This window comes from Paenibacillus sp. LC231 (assembly GCF_001860525.1).
Lineage (GTDB): Bacteria > Bacillota > Bacilli > Paenibacillales > Paenibacillaceae > Paenibacillus_AQ.
On sequence record NZ_JFOM01000002.1, the window covers coordinates 283,698 to 301,855 of the forward strand.

Consider the following 18,158-nt stretch of genomic DNA (forward strand, 5'->3'; position numbering starts at 1 on the left):
TTCTGTTGAGGATATGTGCTAACTCATTAAGTTAACGGGGATGATAGTTCGGAAACAAACTACGGCAGCCGGCAAGACGATCGGCTGCCGTTTCCGTTGAAGTAATGTAGTCCACAACGGAATCGGATATGGACGCTTTACTTATGAAATGCCTTGCAAAATATGAACGATCTTCATTTCAATATTGGAATTGTCTATGATTTTCAGATATTCAGGTTTTAACAATTGATACTGCTTCATGTAGTAGAAATCCATTATCGCTTGTTTCAAGGTGATATCATACTGAATCGTAAATGACGGCTCGATAAAGCGTCGCAGCACAGCGTCATCTTGAACCATAAACATCACGGCATTCAATCTGTTGAAAATCTGTTGCTCCATACCGGATTCAAAAAAAGTTTGTAAGCTTTTATTCCGATTTTGTAGGGCAACGGACAGATTCTCAAAATGGTGCGGATAAAATTCCTTCAGGTCTTGCAAGAACAAATCAGAGATATACGCGGCACACATCAAAGATTGTAAAAATGTTAATTGAAAACGATCCAAAAAAGAGACGGAATCGTCTTTGACAACGGTGTCGGCCTTCTTCGAATAATCAATGTAATAATCCACGACTTGTTCGATGATGTCTTCTTTGGAGGAAAAATGCTTATAGAGTGTCACTTTGCTTATATCCATATATTTTGCGAGATCGTCGACTTTCAGTTGGCTGAATTTTGTTTTTCTTATAACGGGTTTTATTTTTTCTATATATGTATCTACACTCACGGCTTTTCTCACAGATAAGTGCCTCCCTTTAATGCCTCTCGAACTTATTATAACAAATTTACTGCTTTTTATGTATTAAATTAATTAAATGAACAAAATTAATAAAATAAGTTTACTTATTAAATCTATTGCTATATAATCGGTCCTGTACCTAATCATCCGAATACGGATTATACAAAGGGAGGACGATTCAAATGGAACCATTCAGTAAAGGCAAATTCTCTGATAAAAAGGTCGTGATCACGGGAGGCAGCAGCGGAATCGGCCTTGCGACGGCGAAGTTGCTAGTGGATGAAGGCGCACGCGTTCTGATTACTGGACGTACTCAGGCGACGCTGGATGCCGCTCGTGAACAACTCGGCAACAACGCAATCGCGGTCTTAAGCGATGCCGCCTCATTGAAGGATATCTCCGCATTAGCCGATCGAGTGAAGGCTGAATTTGGAACAGTTGATGCCCTGTTCGTAAACGCTGGTGTCACGGGGTTTGTCCCTTTCGAGGCAATGACCGAAGAAAAATACGACGAGATACTTACAATCAATGCCAAAGGACCGTACTTTACCGTGCAGAAACTCGCCCCGTTGCTAGGCTCAGGTAGCGGGGTAGTCCTTACCACCTCAATCGTGAACGTAGTGGGTCTCCCAATGCTCAGTGCTTACGCAGCTAGTAAGGCGGCGCTGCGCTCCATGACTCGAGGTCTGGCGCGCGAGTTATTACCTCGAAATATTCGCGTCAACGCAGTCAGCCCCGGCGTCATTGACACAGGTATCATGGAAAAGTCAATGCCGGAGGAAGCTGCCGAGCAGACAAAGGCACAGATGAGACAGCAGATCCCAATGCTGCGTTTAGGCGATCCAGTTGAGGTAGCCAAGGCTGTTGCATTCCTGGCATTTGAGGCCACCTATACCACCGGGGCTGAGTTTCCTGTCGATGGAGGCGGCTCCCAGATCTAAGCTCCTCCGTTCGCACACCTGACTATTATAGCGAGGGCAGGGGGGCATAGCTTCACCTCATGACACCCTGCCTTCTAGTGAACCTTATAGTTTAGGATTTCGTTGCTTTTCCTTGGAAGACCGTTCGAAATTACAGAGAACACGATTTTATCAGAGCAAAATGGAGGGGACATCACAATGGAGAAAACCATGCGGACAATCCGGTTCCACGAATACGGGGAACCAACTGATGTCTTGTGCTTGGATGAGGTGGCGATCCCAGAGCCAGGGCCGGAGCGCATTCGCGTGAGAGTACGCGCTTGCGGCTTAAATCCAGTTGACTGGGTGACGTGCCAAGGCCACTTTGCCGGTCAACTGCCCTTGCCTCGCGGAATCGGGTTGGACGTGGCAGGTATTGTAGACGCAATCGGAGAGGGCGTAACCGATGTTGCCATCGGCGATTCCGTTCTGGGTGCCGCAGATTTCATGAATGGATCGAGCGCTGGTGCGTCCGACCGAGCTATTATGTACTACTGGTTCCGCATGCCGGTCGGACTCGACTTTGTTCAAGCTGCAGCGTTGCCAATGGCAGTCGAAACCGCTTACCGAGGCATTGATACTCTTGGGGTGAAATCGGGTCAGATCGTACTCGTGCACGGAGCCGGCACCACGGTAGGGTTCGCCGCCGTTCAAATTGCCCTCATGCGCGGTGCCCGCGTGATCGCAACCGCTGGTCCCACCTACGCCGATAAGCTCCGCTCAATGGGGGCGTTGGTGACCTCGTACGGTGATGGAATGGTCGAACGAGTGACCGAACTGGCAAAGCAGCCGGTTGATCTCGCCCTGGATACCGCGCCAATCAGCGGTTCATTGAAAGATCTGGTCCAAATCGTCAACGGGCATCCCCGGCATGTCCTAACCGTCAGCGATTTCGCCGCAGCCGCTGAGCTTGGCGTTCGCACCAGCTATGGAGAACTGCATACCGCACGTTATGACGTTGTCGGCGACTTTGCTGGGTACGCAGCGGACGGCAAGTTCACTATTCCGGTCGCGAAGACTTTTGAACTCGACGAATGGCGTTCAGCTGTCGAAATCAGCCAGAGCGGGGGTGCCCATGGCAAACTGATCCTCCTGCCCGACTCCGACTGATGAGCACATGTAACCGATGAAATTCCAAATGAAGGAGGATATGCATTGAGTAAGAACCAACGAGAACATATTGCAGTGATTACAGGCGCAAGTAACGGGATCGGGTTGGCATTGACCCGGAAAATGCTGTCGGAGAACTGGCAGGTGGTTACTTTGAACCGGTCGGATTTTCCGGCGGACGATAGATTCCTCCAAAATCATCTCAAGGACGGACGGCTCCGAGCCTATAAAGTGAAGGATCTCACCGATTATGGCAGCTTGAGACACGCTTTGGAAGAAATAAAAAGCAAGGAACAGCGGATCGATATTTTGTTTAACAACGCCGGAGGAGGCTTAAGTGAGCTGCGCTATTCGAAACAAGGCCGCGAATTCCATTATGAATTGTTGACGGTCGTTCCTTTTATTATTCTGATGGAATTGAAGGAGCTGTTGAAGAACGGCAGCTTAAAAACGGTGATAAACACTTCGTCGCAGGTGTTTAGATTTACGAAGGAGTTTACGATCGAAAAATTGGAGTATCCCAAAACCTTCCGCAAAATGTATGGACCCTATGCGACTTCAAAGCTGGCTCTTTCGTTGTGGACCCAAGCCGTCGCACCGCAGCTTGCATTGGAAGGCATCAAGATCCGCAGCGTTGACCCGGGCATTAACAACACGCTAAGAAAAGGAAAAGATTCCGGACTAACCGCAGGGTTTGAACTGTTTATGAAGTTTTTTTCCTCTCCGCCTACTCATGGAGCCAACCTGTTATATGAGGGAGCTCTGGGCAAAAACAGCAATGAGACCGGCGTGTTTCTGTTCAAAGATCGGATTGCGGACTTGAAATTTACAGAACATGCGCAGCGTGTGCTGGAAAAAATCTCCGATATATATAGCCATGAATTTCTTGGAGGGAATGTTCAAGTTAATGGCCGAGTTCCATAAGATTGTTGCTTACAAGGCCATCTTCTGAAGTTCGTTCTCACATTAGGCTGGTACGAGTCTATCCAGCTGTTTTTATGGACTACTGGATCGTATGGTGGAAAGTTCTTTAGTTCGCGTAAGCGCCGACAGCGAGGTTGTTCCATTAATGAAATGGTGCTATGTGACATAGTGAATCAAATACTTCATAGTCATATCGTGGAAGAAGGCATTGAATCGATCGAGATTGCGTTCACGTTTTGGGTGTCATACGGGGGCAGTCTTTTTGTTTATGAGCTCAGTCAGTTTTTACTGGTTGAGCTTTTCGTTATTTGCCCAACATGAGCCCTATCGCTAGGGTTCAAGTCCCGATTAAACAAGACTAAACCTAAAGATATCTTTTCCTTGCTGACTATGCGTATGATTTTTCCCCACTAGCATCCGCCTCAGCAATTAAATCTGCATATCTTTTCCCCTGTTGATCTCTTGTTACCAATTATTACATCCCGTATAATTTCATTATGTGACAACACGTGCACAGTAAGGAGAAGAACAATATCAAAAAGATGAGGAAATCACCCATGAGAAAATTGCTAGTATGCACGTTAGCTATCATGCTAAGTTTAGCTGCGTTTACCCCCGCTATTTACGCTTCTGAAGTCCGAATATCTGTGGATGGACGTGATGTACAATTCCCGGATGAGCATCCCTACGTCGATCGGAGATCCAACCTTACGATGGTTCCACTTGCTTTTGTATCCGACAAGCTCGGAGCTGCTACGAAATGGGACGGAAATTCAAAACAAATTACGATCTCACTTAACCGTGACACGATTATTTTGGTAATTGGCGATAATCACGCACTGGTGAATGGAAAAAGAGTAGATTTCGAGGGGGCGGCGGCGCTCAAAAACGGCCGCACGATGGTTCCGGTGCGTTTTATTAGTGAAGTATTGCATGCAAATGTGGAGTGGCAGCCCGCGCGCAATCTGGTGAGCATTATGACCTCCGTGGCCAATGTTCCAAAAGGAACATGGATATGGGACAGTCACATCATCAAACAGGATCAAGCGAAAATGATAAGCTTCGCCAAAATGAAGGGTGTGACATCTATTTACCTTCAGGTGGATAGAGATATCGATCCAGCGATATATGAGGGCTTTATTCGAAAAGCCAAAAGCGAAGGAATTCAAGTGGAAGCACTTGAGGGGCGACCCGAATGGGTCTATGAGTCTAAGCAGGAGGATATTCGAAATTTCATCGCGTGGGTTAAAACCTATAATTCCTCTGTTGGCCCGGAAGGAAGCTTTACGGGACTGCATTTCGATATTGAACCTTATGCGCTAAGCGAATGGACAAAGCACAACAAGGCGATTCTTGAAAGCTGGATGGACAATATGAGACTGATCGAAAAAGAAACGAAAGGCAGCGGCTTGAAAATTTCGATGGACGTTCCGTACTGGCTTAATACGATTCATGTACCCGGGAAGAATTACAGCATGAGCGCATGGATGCTGGAGAAGTTCGATTGCCTCGTCATCATGAATTATCGGAATCATGCGTTAGGCAATAATGGAATCGTGGAAAATGCGCAGGTCATGCTGAGAGAAGCCTCCACGCTCAAGAAGAAAATTGTTGTTGCTGTTGAAACGGTCAAAAGCACAGAGGGTCCTCGGGTCTCATTCTATTCCATAAGTAATAAAGTGATGGAAAAGGAGCTTCAGTCCGCCCATAATCAATTGGCGCACTACGCAAGCTATGCCGGCTTTGCCATTCACGATTTCAAAAGCTGGCAGGACATGAAATAAGAAGCTGCTTCTGTTCATAAGGGACGTATTTCCGCTTAGCTACGGGTAATTAGGCCCAAGGTGCAAACGCGGCCATTGAAGCCAAATAGCGATTGAATGAAGGCAGCCCATTAGGGTTGTCTTTTTTTTCGATCTCGCCGGATCAGAGAGGGTTGCGGCGTACCGGTTGCCTGGCTTTCAGCCTGTGGTTGCGCGTCTGACCATTCCTTTCTATTAGAACCTTCCTTATTGGCAAAGCAACGACAGTGCGTACTTTTTTCTAAACAACCTACCTTACAGTAAAGTAAGGTAATGTAAGATAAACCATTGGTTTGTCTTTTTCTTTTTCATTATGATACATACAACCAAGTGATTTTACCTTAGGAGAGTGACATTATGAATGATACATGGAACCCCGAATCGCAAGGTGTGCTGCGCCTTCCTTCAGGTCGACTCGTCCGCGGCCGGGCACTAAGACGTCCACTTCCCCCAGGGCTTCAACCCACTTTTGCACTCTACCTGCTCGGGCGAGAACCAGCGCCCGTTACCTGGGAAAGCCGCTGGATTCCTTGGCCGGACTTCTGGCTGCCCAAACACAAAGCTGCAGCCGCTGACGCGCTTCGCGAAGCATGGACTCGCGCTGAAGTTGAACGGGTCGAAATCGCCTGTGGGGGAGGGATTGGACGAACGGGGACTGCGCTAGCCTGTCTCGCTGTGATAGATGGAGTACCCCATCATAAAGCTGTCGACTATGTCCGGGAGCACTACACTCCACGTGCTGTTGAGACGCCTTGGCAGCGCCGCTTCGTCTCTCGTTTCAAATAGGGAGTTATTTTAGCTTCGTTTTCTGTACTGGCCGGGCGTCTCTCCTGTTAACGATTTGAATACTCTGTAAAAATGAGCAGGTGTCTCATATCCGCATTTCTCTGCGATCACATTCACATTCTCGTCGGAAAACAATAGAAGTTCCTTGGCTTTAATGATTCGTTTGGTGTTGACGTAGCCTATAACGTTCAGTGAAGTTAACTGCCGGAACACTCTGGAGAAATGAGAAGGCGACACGCAGGCTTCCCTTGCAAGGTCAGTCAGATGAATCTCTCGCTCGGGATGCTCGTCAATCCGCTTTAGAGCCCGCAATATCCAGGAGGGGCCAATCCGCGGGCTTTCGTGCTGGGTTATTTCATCGGTCAGGAGATGACGATTAACTTGCAGAAGTAACTGGCCGATCGTCAGCAGCACGGCTTCACGGTATCCCGTTTCCTGGTTCACGAACTCGTCCGCGATTTGCTTGATTGCCATTTCGGCGGCAATTCGCAGTGATCCCGCCAGTCCAATCTTAAACTGCTTTTTTTTGCGGGCGATTTCATAGCATTGAAGCGGAAAGTATCCGTCGCCGAGCGAAGGCCCGGCAATGAGAGACGGTGCAAAGAATATCGCCGATGAGACGATCGGGTCTTCAAGGTCCGGCAGGGCATGATGGATCGTGTTGCCGGGGATAACGAACAGATCGCCGGCGCTTTTTTGGTACCAGCAATTGTCGATGAAAAATATCCCTTGGCCGCTGTGCACATAAACGAGTTCATAATGATCATGCAGATGATTGGGGAGTTCATTGTCCGGGTACTTTATTGTCTTATACACAATTTCAAACGGAAACAGCGGATCTCCGGCAAATGATTTACGATAGGGCTGCATGATTGAAGACCTCCTTTTCGGCTGCTTGTTCATATCAAAAAAGGATATAAAAATGCCTGTTCTAGACATTACAATATCATAAAACGGAATATACAATAAGGGTATTCAAACTAAGGATACCAAAGATATTTAGATAACGAGGTGCTTGTTTAGTATGAGAATCGATGCCCATCAGCATTACTGGTCTATCGCACGCGGGGATTACGGATGGATTACGCCGGAGATCCCGAAGCTTTACCGCGATTTTTTGCCAGCCGATCTGGAGCCGCATTTACGCGTCCATGGGCTGGATGGTACGATCCTGGTTCAAGCCGCCCCGACTGTCTCGGAAACAGACTTTATGCTGAGGCTGGCTGAACAGACGCCTTCCATACTTGGCGTCGTAGGCTGGCTCGATCTGTTCGACCCGAACCACCGACTGCATTACGAGAGATTCAGCCGCCACCCGAAATTTGCAGCCTTTCGTATCATGATCCAGGACATGCCCGACGCAGCGCGAATTTTGGAGCCAGCATTTGTGAAAGCGCTTAAAGGCTACGCCGGGGATGATGTTCCGATCGATCTGTTGATCGTATCCGGGCAACTCCCCCCAGTACTGGAGCTGCTTAGGCAGGTTCCAAACCTGAGGGGCGTCATTGATCATATCGGAAAGCCGTCGATCCGAAGCGATGAATGGGAGTCATGGGCAGAGGCGATGAGCCAGGCTGCTGCGTTTCCAGGCATCCACTGCAAAATCTCAGGGATGGTGACGGAAGCCGATCATGAAAGCTGGGATTACGAAGAGTTCGCTCCTTATGTCCAGCACATTCTGGAGATATTCGGCCCAGACAGAGTCATGTTTGGCAGCGATTGGCCAGTCTGCCTGCTTGCTGCCGGGTACGACGAGGTTATAGAGATTGTTCGGCGGGCTCTACCGAAGTCTTGGGGAGAAGAGGAACAGTCGCGGTTGTTCGGAGTCAATGCGAAAGAGTTCTACAAGCTTTGAGCGTTTAGAACCTGAGCTCACAGTGCTGGTAATCGGCCAAAAAGTCTGGAAAAAGAATCGCCAATATGCATGGATGGAGGGAAACCAAAATGAAGTTTCGAAAATTGGGTCGCACGGGACTCGAGGTGTCGGTCCTCAGCTTCGGCGCCTCTTCTCTCGGATCGGTCTTCCGCGAAACGTCAGACCGCGAGAGCATTAAAACAGTGCATGCTGCCCTTGATGCAGGCATCAACTATATTGATGTTTCGCCTTACTATGGATTGACCAAGGCCGAGTCTGTACTCGGCCAGGCGATCAAGGAGCTTCAGCGGGATCGTTTCCTGCTATCGAGCAAAGCAGGGCGATACGGTGAGAATACATTTGATTTTTCTGCGAAACGAATTTTTGACAGCGTTGAAGAAAGCCTGAGGCGGCTGAACACGGATTATCTCGATATTCTTTTTTTGCATGATATTGAATTCGTGCCGTCCGGCATCATTCTAGAGGAAGCTGTGCCTGCACTGTTCAAGCTGAAGGAGCAGGGGAAGATCCGTTTTACAGGCGTCAGCGGACTTCCGCTGAAACTATTCGAGCAGATCCTTCCGCAGATTGAAGTGGACGCGATCCTGTCTTATTGCCACTATTCTCTCAACGATACCACATTGCTTGATCTGATTCCGCTGCTAGAGGAACGCAGCATCGGCCTGGTCAATGCTTCACCGCTTTCCATGGGGCTGCTGAGCACCCGAGAAACCGCTGACTGGCACCCGGCCGATCCCGAGCTCAAAGCTGCCTGCAGGAAGGCGGCCGAACACTGTGCCTCCCGCGGATACGATATCGCCCAGTTGGCCGTGCAGTTCTCGACCGCTAACGAACGTATTCCGACGACGCTGGTGAGCACGGCCAATCCGGAAAACATCGTCAAGAACGCAAGGTGGGTCGAAGAGCCGATGGTCCAGGAGCTGCTGGGTGAAGTGTCCGACATTCTCGCTTCGGTCCATAATCGGACCTGGGCGAGCGGACTGCCTGAGTATAATGGCAGTCCACGGACGGAAGCGAAAGAGGGGCGGGCGTAGTGAAAGGGATTGTCTGCGAAGAAGCCGGAAGGCTGGTTTATCGAGAGGATTTACCCGAGCCAGTTAGGGGCGAAGGAGAGGCGATTGTTGCGATTCGGCGCATCGGCATCTGTGGCACGGACCTGCACGCATACCAGGGAAACCAGCCTTATTTTACTTACCCTCGCATCCTCGGGCATGAGCTCTCCGGAGTGATCGAAGAGATTGGTGATAATCCGGAAGGGCTAAGAGTGGGCGATCAGGTCAGTATGATTCCGTACCTGCACTGCGGCCATTGCGGCGCCTGCCTAAGCGGCAAAACGAACTGCTGCCGCAGCATGCGCGTGCTGGGCGTGCACCTGGATGGCGGCATGCGCGAGCGGATTTCTGTTCCCGTCCCCCATCTATTCCGGATGGAAGGACTGTCACAGGATCAGGCGGCTCTACTCGAGCCTTTGGCGATCGGCGCGCATGCCCTCCGCCGATCGGGTCTACATCCCGGCGTGCGTGCACTCGTAATTGGAGCCGGGCCAATCGGACTTGGTGTCATGGCGATGGCGGCAGCTTCCGGTTCCGAGGTGGCCGCGATGGACGTGAATGCAGACCGTCTTGCCTTCGCCAAATCCTGGGCCAAATCAGTACATACCGTTCTTGCGACGGAAAGTCCGAAAGATCGCCTTCTCGAATGGAACGATGGAGAACTGCCGTCCGTGGTCATCGACGCGACAGGTAACCTGCGTTCGATGACGGATGCATTCGGGCTGGTCTGTCACGGCGGCTCGCTTGTTTACGTCGGACTCGTGAATGGCGATATTACATTTAACGATCCTGAGTTTCACGCACGGGAACTAACGCTCCTAAGCAGTCGTAACGCTACACGGGAAGATTTCAGACGCGTAGCCGAGGCGGTGAAGAGCTCCAAATTGGATCTAAACGCCTATATTACGCACCGTTGTACGCTCGATCGGATGACAGAGCAGTTCGACGCCTGGCTGAAGCCGGAATCCTGCGTGGTCAAAGCCATTGTAGAGATCAACTAAAACCAGTTTTTTAGAGGAGGAGAGATAAGAATGGACAACCGGTTACAGGAGCACCGCTTGTGGTATTCAAAGCCCGCGAAGGAATGGAACGAAGCGCTGCCGGTAGGCAATGGACGGCTGGGGGCGATGGTCTTCGGGGGAGTTTCGGCGGAGCGTTTACAGCTCAACGAGGACTCCCTATGGTACGGAGGCCCACGAGACCGGAACAATCCGGACGCGCTACCCAATTTGACAGAGCTGCGGAAACTGATCCTGGAGGGGCGTCTGAAGGAAGTGGAGGAGCTGGCCTCGCTAGCCCTTCCCGGACTTCCGGAAACGCAGCGCCACTACCTTCCGCTAGGCGATCTTCTCCTGATGTTTAAGGGTCAGGATGAGCCCTTCACGGAGTACAGCCGGGAGCTGGATCTTGAACGCGGAACAGCCACGGTACGTTACCGGATCGGAGATATCATGTATACACGTGAAGTTTTGTCTAGCTATCCCGATCAAGCGCTGGTCATCCGACTATCAGCCGATAAAATCGGCGCGATTTCGTTCAAGGCTCGTTTTAATCGCGGTCGATGGAGGTACCTGGAGAAGACCGAGAAATGGGGCGAAGACGGACTGGTCATGACAGGACATAGCGGCGGGGAGGGCGGAAGCACCTTCTGCGCCGCTTTGAAGGCGGTTAGCAACGGAGGCACCGCCCAAACGATCGGTGAGCATCTTGTAATCGAGAACGCCGATTCTGTTACGTTGTTCCTTGCTGCGGCAACGACCTTCCGCCAAACGGACCCCTCCGCACACTGCAGGTCGCATCTGAATGGCCTGTTGAATCAACCTTACTCAGAGCTGCTGGAGCGGCATCTTGCCGATTACCAGTCACTTTATGGCCGTACGAATCTGTCGCTGCCGGGAAGTGTCGAGCTGGCCGGGTTGCCTACCGACGAGCGGCTGGATCGCGTAAAGCGGGGCGAAGCGGATCATGGCCTGGTCGCCCTGTATTTTCATTACGGCCGGTATCTGCTTATTGCGTCCAGCCGACCCGGTTCACTACCAGCGAACCTGCAGGGCATCTGGAACGACAGTTTCACGCCGCCGTGGGACAGTAAATTTACGATCAATATCAACACTCAGATGAACTACTGGCCAGCAGAGCTTTGCAACCTGGCGGAATGTCACGAGCCGCTGTTCGATCTCATCGAACGTATGCGGGAGCCGGGCAGGGTAACCGCACAAGCGATGTACGGGTGCCGCGGCTTTACGGCCCATCACAACACCGATATCTGGGCGGATACGGCGCCGCAGGATACGTATTTGCCGGCTTCGTTCTGGCCAATGGGTGCGGCCTGGCTCTGTCTGCATTTATGGGAGCATTACCGATTCGAGCGAGATCTCGCTTTCCTTGATAAAGCATACGATACGATGAAGGAAGCTGCACTCTTTCTGCTCGATTATCTGGTCGAAGACGAGCAGGGAAGGCTCATTACTTGCCCATCCGTCTCGCCCGAAAATCGATATATTCTTTCCAGTGGGGAAGCGGGTGTGTTATGTGCAGGCGCGTCCATGGATTTTCAGATTATTGGCGCGCTGTTCGGGGCCTGCATCGAGGGCGCGAAGCTGCTTGGGAAGGATGAGACCTTCAAGGACGAACTGGAGACTGCCCTGAAACGGCTGCCGCAGTCGAAGATCGGCAAGTACGGACAAATCCAGGAGTGGATGGAGGATTACGAAGAGGAGGAGCCGGGTCACCGCCATATTTCCCATCTGTTCGCCCTGTATCCTGGCGATGCGTTCACGACCGAGCGCACGCCTAAACTAGCCGCAGCCGCGCGGACCACACTGATGCGCAGATTGTCTTCCGGTGGGGGTCATACCGGCTGGAGTCGGGCCTGGATCATCAATTTCTGGGCCAGACTCCAGGACGGGATGCTCGCATACGACAACGTGATGGCACTACTGCAACAATCTACGATGACCAACCTGTTTGATAATCATCCTCCGTTCCAGATTGACGGAAACTTCGGCGGAACTGCCGGTATCGCGGAAATGCTGTTGCAAAGCCATGTCGGCATCATTCGATTGCTGCCAGCGATTCCAGACGTATGGAGCGAGGGCGAGGTTAAGGGGCTGCGTGCACGTGGCGGTTTCACGTTCAGCTTCAAGTGGGCAGAATCAAAAATATCAGAAGTCGTCGTAGAATGCACAGTGTCTGGGCCATGCGAGATCGAGGCTCCCGGCCTCGCTCCCGTCTCCTTTATCGCGGAGGCGGGTAAGACGTATACGTTCGAAGGAAATGTAATGATAAATCAAAAACGATGAACATATGGATTGGGAGTCCTTCTTGGAACGGCGGCAGAAAGTAAATGTCACCAAGACATCGCTATCGGAAGATTGAGGTCAGCGGTTCGATCCCCGTAGGCTCCATAATAAGAAAACCCTTGATGGTATATCATCAAGGGTTTTTGGTTCCTGAGCTGTGATAAAACGTATCATGTTTACTTTTCTTACATCGAAGCTAAAACCAGATATTTTTGGCGCTTTACAGAAAAACAGGTTTAATTTCTTCGTAATGGCAAAAAATAGGCTTTGAATTGGGGACCATCATTATTTTTTTGCCGGAAGATCGAGTTATATCAAATTATAATTACCTTTATAGAAAAATAATATAACGTGATTTTTATTGACATAATGAAGAAAATTAAAATAACATAAGAATTATTTTCATCAAGAAGGAGGCAGCTATGAGCTTTAAAGAACAGTACGAAGAAATTGCAGGCATTGGACGGACCATATTCGATAACCCCGAACTTGGCTACAAGGAATTTAAGACCCATCAAACAGTGACCGAATTTTTGAAGAAGGTAAATCCGGATATCGAGCTGCAATCATTCAGTACAACCGGGCTTCGGACAACCCTCGGCAGCGGCAAGCCGCTGAATATCGCCTTTATTGCCGAATTGGACGCCGTTTACGCGCCAACGCATTGGCAATCGGATAAGGAGACGGGTGCGGCACACAATTGTGGTCATTATACGCAGGTGGCGATTGCACTGGCTTTATACAAACATTATGTTGAATCAAAGGCGTACGAAGCCCTTGATTATAGTTTAACGTTTATTTTCATTCCTGCTGAGGAGTATTTGGATCTCGCCTATAGGGACGAGCTGCTTGCCAGCGGTAAGATCTCCTATTACGGAGGGAAACCGGAAGCGATGAAACTCGGCGTGTTCGACGATATCGACATCGGGTTATGCGTACACGCCATGGGTGGTGAGTTTGCAGAGCGCACGATCGAAATCAACTGCGACCTGGCTGGATTCCTATACAAGCATTATACGTTTACCGGAAAAGCAACCCATGCCGGTTTCGATCCTTTCTCCGCCAAAAATGCCTACAGCATGTCAACCCTGTTCAATGTGGCGTTAGGGCTCAGCAGGCAGCAAATGAAGGACAGTGAGAAGGTTCGCATGAATCCGATCGTTCTGGAATCCGACATGTCGACAAACGTCATTCCCAACCGGATTACGGTGGGCAGCGATCTGCGCACCCAGTCGGTCGACTACATGAAGGAAGCGGCCTCCAAAATGGATGATGCGGCCAAGGGCAGCGCGCTGGCACTTCAAGGCGAGGTCGAGATTAAGACGCAGATGGGATATTTGCCGTTCGTTCAGGACCGGTATTTGTCCGAATTCGTGCTAGAGGCGTTCCAGGATAACGAGGAGATATCCCGTATTTGGAACAATAACGCCATCAGCGCGGCAGGAGATATCGGCGATCTGGCCTTCATGATGCCTTGCATTCAAATCGGCTACAGTGGTTTTACGGGAACGATCCACGGCGACGATTTCAAAGATATCGATCCCGAGTTTATCTATGAAGTGTTCCCGAGATTTTTAACCCAGGTGCTGGAGCGAATGAGCGGACGTATCGATCGATCGAAGCTCTACCGTCGTACATTTGCCGAATACGAGCAGCTCCTTGCGTCGATAGTTGGCTCCAACTAAGAACAGAAAAGAGGACATCATGGCATGAAGTTAAAACTACAGTATCTCTATTTGCTTGCATTCGTGCTCATTGTAATCGCGGTTGCCGAATTTATCGGCATTCAGTCGATCCAGGTGGGCTCCGTAAAAATCAGCCTGCTCCCACTCGTATTCGCCATTTTGATCACAATGCTGCTTGGCTTGTCGATTTTCCGAAAAGGTTTTATGAAGAAAGTTTACAGTAAGGAGAACGTCGGCTTCTCCAGCAAGTATCTAATCTTCATTATGCTGCCGCTTATGGCGAGATACGGCGCCGACGTTGCTCCCAGACTAGAAGAAATCTTAAAAGTAGGCTGGGTGTTCATCATTCAGGAAATCGGTAATTTGGGTACGATTCTGCTCGGACTTCCAATCGCCATTCTGCTCGGTCTGAGAAGGGAAGCCATCGGTGCTACGCTCGGACTTGGAAGGGAAGGGGAACTTGCCTACATATCCGAGAAATACACGCTTGACTCCGACGAAGGCCGCGGGGTGCTGTCCCTCTATATTATAGGTACCCTGTTCGGCACGCTGTTCTTCAGCATTCTTGCGCCGGTCATGGTTGCCGCCGGCTTCTCGATCGAAGCGCTGGCCATGTCCTCCGGCGTCGGCTCCGCCAGTATGATGACAGGCTCTTCTTCCGCGCTAGTCGCGCATTCTCCTGAGATGACGGAGACCATTAACGGATACGCTGCTGCGAGCCAGCTGCTTACCAGCTTCCTTGGAACGTATACGATGGTATTTCTCGCGGTGCCGCTGCAGCGGTTTATGTACAAATTAATGGTCAGAGGTGAGAAGAAATGAGCACCGGTTTGAATAAATACGCAAAATACGCCCTCGTCCTGCTGCTTAGCGTTGGTCTTATCTTATTTACGGAGCAAATGAAATTCATCAAAAACGGCGAAGGCCATATTACGTTAGGGACGATAGCGGGCTTGGCCGTGCTGTGGCTTTTTTCCTTTATCGGCGTTCTGATCTCGATGCTCATGAAAAAAGCTCCGCTGAAATTCTTGCAGGACTTCCCGGTTCTCGGCTGGGTATCGATCGTTTCGCTGATCTGCTGCCTGATCTCCGATGTGTTCGTGGATGCCATTGCCAACGTTAACTTCTTGTCCATTACGACCCCGATCTTGGCGTTTGCCGGCATTTCCGTTGCCGACAGGCTGGTTGATCTTCGCAAAACATCGTGGCGCGTCGCCATCGTTGCGGTTTTCGTGTTCACGGGCACGTACGTGGGAAGTGCATTGCTATCAGAGTTCGGTCTCTATTTGTCCGGTAAGTAATTGAATCTAGTTCCTTCTATACCCGCCTGTTCTTTTTGGACAGGCGGTTTTTTCTTTCTATTTGCCGTAAAAAAATCCAACCCCCGTCGAAGGAACACTCTATATATCGTTTTTTTTCCTTGCGAACGTTTTGTTGATGTTAATCGTCATACTATGCAGAAGACGAGCCCAATGGTTAGGAAGTGACAGATATTGAACGACAGACAATTATTTGAAGCGTACAAAGAACGGGTTTACCTATTCTGCCGTTACATGCTCCGCAGCCAGTCGGATGCCGAGGACGTTTGCCAAGAGGTGTTTTTTAAGGCGATGACCGCGGACCGAAGCAGCGTGCAGAACTTGAAATCTTGGCTGCTCCGTATTGCGGCGAATGAATGCAATACCTTGCTCCGCCGGAGACGAAACGGCTTGAACAAAGAACTCCTTTCTTTTATGCAATCCCGATCTCTTCAAACGGCAACAGTGGAAGAAACCTACGAGCAGAGAGAGATGGTTCATTCTCTTCATCTGCTGCTGGATGAATTACCGGCGAAAGTGAAAATCGCCATCCTTCTGCATTATTCGGCTGAGCTGACGTTGCCTGAGACTGCTGAAGTGCTTCGTATCCCTGTGGGAACAGTGAAGTCCCGGATCAACCGGGGGTTAAAGAAATTAAAGAATATGCTGGAGAAGCAATCTTCAGAATACATGAAAGGAGAGAATCATCATGCCAGCGTATAAGGATGATTTCAGCAAGAGACTGTCGGAGTATCCCGAAGGAAAACCTGATTTCGAAGCCATGTTCCTTGCTTTGGAAAAACGAAAGAGCGAGTGGAATCATGCTCAAAATAGAGCTAAAGCCAAAAGCGGCTGGACTACCCGACGTGTGATTATGACGGCTGCTGCTGGAGCTTTTGCTATCGTGATAATGGGCACCACTGTCCATCAGACGATTATACAAAAGCAAGAGCAGGGTTATCTCAGCCAGCATGCGGTTGTTGGCCAGCGGGTCAACGCTTGGGCTGAACAGAGCTCCATCAAAGTCAGCGTGGATCAGGTCATTGGCAGCCCTTCTCTAAACAGCGACGGGACCAGTTTGGAATATCATCTATCGATGGATGTTCCGAATGCGGAGCAGTATGAGCAAGCTTTCTTCGATTTCGGTATATTGTCGAATTTAGACACCGGTAATACAAAGGAGACAATTGGCAACTCCATTCGGTTTACGAAATCTAATGGGACATTTACTGCAAATTTTGAAACCTTAATGGAGGAAGATCTGTCAAGCTCTCCGAACCGATACCGTCTGGAATTGCGAGATCTCTATTTGCGTAAAATAGTTAAAATTCCGTTGTCAGAAGGGAAAAATGAAATTAACTCGGAGAAGGTTTCTTCACTAACTATTCTATCTTCTGCCCCGTTGAACCAAAAGTGGGTTGTGCGTTACAAAATGAAGGAAAAATCAGAAAGATCCAAGGAATTTAAAAACGAATGGCGGAATGATACCGAAAGCGGCAATTATCAATTTGCCTTGGAAGCAGGAGGAAGAACCATCACGTCCACTAGCGGCCCTTCAGGAGCAGGTCAGTACACCGAAGTATTTGACATTTCTGGCCTTAGCGACAAGGAGCTGGCCGAGGCAAAAGTTTATTTCATCTATCCTGAAACCGTCGACTCGGTCAAGGGAACTTGGTCGATGGAATTTACGGTGGATGGAGCCGCAGCATCTCAGCCATCCAGTACGTATCCGCTTCGGATTGCCCCGAAGGAATTGAACGGGTTTGGATTCGTACCTGAAAGCTTGAACTTTGCGCCTCGCAACATTACCATCCCTATTAGGGGGTATTCGAGGGAGTATCGGGATGGTCAGATATTGTTAAACGATGTACAACTGAGGATCGGTAGTCGCACCATTCAAGGATACCTCACCTCGAATAGTGACATGCTCATGTTTATGCTTGAGCCACCTTATCAAGATTACTCCCATGAATCAGCTACACTAATCTTGAACAATGCGCTGGTTGTTCATAACAACCCGGTTCTACAGTGGACCGCGATCTCGGAACCAAGCGAAACGAAGCAAACAACGAAATACGCGCTGGATGCCGACAATGTCATCGAATACACCTATTATCGTAAAAATCAAGGGATCATGGTCGTTACCAAGTCGGAAAAAGGTGCGCCTGTCAGTTTCATGGGTACAAGGCTCAGGATCAACGGCAAAGTGGTCGAGCCTAACGACAATCAGTCGTGGAACTCTGGTGAGGGCAAGCGATTCGATTACTATGATCATATTCCAAAGAATTCCAAGTTGGAGATTCATCCAGGCATATACTTGGTCGAAGACAAAAGTTACAATCAGGAGATCAAATTGAAATAAACTTATAGATTATAGATGATCGTAGATAGAGATTATGAAAAAGGTATCCATAAATCTAAATAAAGAAATGATTTAAACAAAAAAAGCTGCGGGAATGAAGTGACCCCCAAAAGTTAGACACGGTTATTTCATTAGGCAGCTTTCTCAAAATGAGTTCGGTACTGTACCGGACTCATTTTTAATTTTGCCTTTAACCGTTTGGTATTGTAGTATTCAATATAT

17 protein-coding genes are annotated in these 18,158 nt (G+C 49.4%); 14 read left to right on the top strand and 3 right to left on the bottom strand.

Going from position 1 to position 18,158, the window contains the following annotated elements; genetic code table 11:
- Positions 1–141: 141 nt before the first annotated feature.
- The gene (locus AK95_RS01475; protein WP_071218120.1) at positions 142–780 is read right to left on the bottom strand and encodes a TetR/AcrR family transcriptional regulator; all 639 of its coding nucleotides are present in this window, start codon (positions 778–780) and stop codon (positions 142–144) included.
- A gap of 182 nt (positions 781–962) precedes the next feature.
- On the opposite strand from AK95_RS01475, the gene AK95_RS01480 reads away from it, so the two are divergent.
- The 5 genes from AK95_RS01480 to AK95_RS01500 all read left to right on the top strand — a co-directional run bounded on the left by AK95_RS01480 (position 963) and on the right by AK95_RS01500 (position 6,361).
- Entirely contained in the window at positions 963–1,721 is a 759-nt protein-coding gene (locus tag AK95_RS01480) for an SDR family oxidoreductase (protein WP_071218121.1), read from the top strand.
- 177 nt (positions 1,722–1,898) lie between these two features.
- Positions 1,899–2,849, top strand: a complete 951-nt coding sequence (locus AK95_RS01485; protein ID WP_071218122.1) for an NADP-dependent oxidoreductase — start codon at positions 1,899–1,901, stop codon at positions 2,847–2,849.
- Positions 2,850–2,894: 45 nt separating this feature from the next.
- The gene (locus tag AK95_RS01490) at positions 2,895–3,773 is read left to right on the top strand and encodes an SDR family NAD(P)-dependent oxidoreductase (protein ID WP_071218123.1); all 879 of its coding nucleotides are present in this window, start codon (positions 2,895–2,897) and stop codon (positions 3,771–3,773) included.
- 557 nt (positions 3,774–4,330) lie between these two features.
- Entirely contained in the window at positions 4,331–5,557 is a 1,227-nt protein-coding gene (locus AK95_RS01495) for a copper amine oxidase N-terminal domain-containing protein (RefSeq protein ID WP_071218124.1), read from the top strand.
- A 375-nt stretch (positions 5,558–5,932) separates the two neighbouring features.
- Complete coding sequence (locus tag AK95_RS01500; RefSeq protein WP_071218125.1) at positions 5,933–6,361, top strand: protein-tyrosine phosphatase family protein; 429 nt, start codon at positions 5,933–5,935, stop codon at positions 6,359–6,361.
- A gap of 9 nt (positions 6,362–6,370) precedes the next feature.
- Here AK95_RS01500 and AK95_RS01505 read toward each other — a convergent pair whose 3' ends face one another.
- Positions 6,371–7,231, bottom strand: a complete 861-nt coding sequence (locus AK95_RS01505; protein WP_071218126.1) for an AraC family transcriptional regulator — start codon at positions 7,229–7,231, stop codon at positions 6,371–6,373.
- Between the two features lie 154 nt (positions 7,232–7,385).
- Here AK95_RS01505 and AK95_RS01510 point away from each other — a divergent pair, with 154 nt between their 5' ends.
- The 9 genes from AK95_RS01510 to AK95_RS01550 all read left to right on the top strand — a co-directional run bounded on the left by AK95_RS01510 (position 7,386) and on the right by AK95_RS01550 (position 17,936).
- Positions 7,386–8,216: an amidohydrolase family protein gene (locus AK95_RS01510; RefSeq protein WP_071218127.1), complete on the top strand. Its 831-nt coding sequence runs from the start codon at positions 7,386–7,388 to the stop codon at positions 8,214–8,216.
- Between the two features lie 89 nt (positions 8,217–8,305).
- Positions 8,306–9,271, top strand: a complete 966-nt coding sequence (locus AK95_RS01515; RefSeq protein ID WP_071218128.1) for an aldo/keto reductase — start codon at positions 8,306–8,308, stop codon at positions 9,269–9,271.
- Positions 9,271–10,290, top strand: a complete 1,020-nt coding sequence (locus AK95_RS01520) for a zinc-binding alcohol dehydrogenase family protein (protein WP_071218129.1) — start codon at positions 9,271–9,273, stop codon at positions 10,288–10,290. Before AK95_RS01515 ends, AK95_RS01520 begins: the two co-directional genes overlap by 1 nt.
- Positions 10,291–10,320: 30 nt before the next feature.
- Complete coding sequence (locus AK95_RS01525; RefSeq protein ID WP_071218130.1) at positions 10,321–12,591, top strand: glycoside hydrolase family 95 protein; 2,271 nt, start codon at positions 10,321–10,323, stop codon at positions 12,589–12,591.
- A 422-nt stretch (positions 12,592–13,013) separates the two neighbouring features.
- Positions 13,014–14,276 (top strand): M20/M25/M40 family metallo-hydrolase, encoded by a 1,263-nt coding sequence (locus tag AK95_RS01530; RefSeq protein ID WP_071218131.1) that lies wholly within the window; start codon positions 13,014–13,016, stop codon positions 14,274–14,276.
- 24 nt (positions 14,277–14,300) lie between these two features.
- Positions 14,301–15,098 carry a DUF3100 domain-containing protein gene (locus AK95_RS01535; protein ID WP_071218132.1) on the top strand — a complete coding sequence of 266 codons (798 nt, stop codon included), beginning with the start codon at positions 14,301–14,303 and terminating at the stop codon, positions 15,096–15,098.
- A complete protein-coding gene (locus AK95_RS01540) occupies positions 15,095–15,577 on the top strand; it encodes a hypothetical protein (RefSeq protein ID WP_071218133.1) in 483 nt (160 codons plus the stop codon). Before AK95_RS01535 ends, AK95_RS01540 begins: the two co-directional genes overlap by 4 nt.
- Positions 15,578–15,769: 192 nt before the next feature.
- On the top strand, positions 15,770–16,297 hold the full coding sequence (locus AK95_RS01545; protein ID WP_071218134.1) for an RNA polymerase sigma factor: 528 nt from the start codon (positions 15,770–15,772) through the stop codon (positions 16,295–16,297).
- Positions 16,284–17,936: a hypothetical protein gene (locus tag AK95_RS01550; RefSeq protein ID WP_071218135.1), complete on the top strand. Its 1,653-nt coding sequence runs from the start codon at positions 16,284–16,286 to the stop codon at positions 17,934–17,936. The genes AK95_RS01545 and AK95_RS01550 overlap by 14 nt, the downstream gene beginning before the upstream one ends.
- Positions 17,937–18,067: 131 nt before the next feature.
- Here the strand turns inward: AK95_RS01550 and AK95_RS33295 are convergent.
- A partial coding sequence (locus AK95_RS33295) for an IS3 family transposase (RefSeq protein ID WP_162487510.1) occupies positions 18,068–18,158 on the bottom strand: 91 nt, incomplete at its 5' end.

Excerpts from the sequence above, each read along its gene's own strand:
- AK95_RS01480 (WP_071218121.1), top strand. The coding sequence starts at position 963 with ATGGAACCATTCAGTAAAGGCAAATTCTCTGATAAAAAGGTCGTGATC.
- AK95_RS01485 (WP_071218122.1), top strand. The coding sequence starts at position 1,899 with ATGGAGAAAACCATGCGGACAATCCGGTTCCACGAATACGGGGAACCA.
- AK95_RS01495 (WP_071218124.1), top strand. The coding sequence starts at position 4,331 with ATGAGAAAATTGCTAGTATGCACGTTAGCTATCATGCTAAGTTTAGCT.
- AK95_RS01500 (WP_071218125.1), top strand. The coding sequence starts at position 5,933 with ATGAATGATACATGGAACCCCGAATCGCAAGGTGTGCTGCGCCTTCCT.
- AK95_RS01505 (WP_071218126.1), bottom strand. The coding sequence starts at position 7,231 with ATGCAGCCCTATCGTAAATCATTTGCCGGAGATCCGCTGTTTCCGTTT.
- AK95_RS01510 (WP_071218127.1), top strand. The coding sequence starts at position 7,386 with ATGAGAATCGATGCCCATCAGCATTACTGGTCTATCGCACGCGGGGAT.
- AK95_RS01515 (WP_071218128.1), top strand. The coding sequence starts at position 8,306 with ATGAAGTTTCGAAAATTGGGTCGCACGGGACTCGAGGTGTCGGTCCTC.
- AK95_RS01525 (WP_071218130.1), top strand. The coding sequence starts at position 10,321 with ATGGACAACCGGTTACAGGAGCACCGCTTGTGGTATTCAAAGCCCGCG.
- AK95_RS01530 (WP_071218131.1), top strand. The coding sequence starts at position 13,014 with ATGAGCTTTAAAGAACAGTACGAAGAAATTGCAGGCATTGGACGGACC.
- AK95_RS01535 (WP_071218132.1), top strand. The coding sequence starts at position 14,301 with ATGAAGTTAAAACTACAGTATCTCTATTTGCTTGCATTCGTGCTCATT.
- AK95_RS01540 (WP_071218133.1), top strand. The coding sequence starts at position 15,095 with ATGAGCACCGGTTTGAATAAATACGCAAAATACGCCCTCGTCCTGCTG.
- AK95_RS01550 (WP_071218135.1), top strand. The coding sequence starts at position 16,284 with ATGCCAGCGTATAAGGATGATTTCAGCAAGAGACTGTCGGAGTATCCC.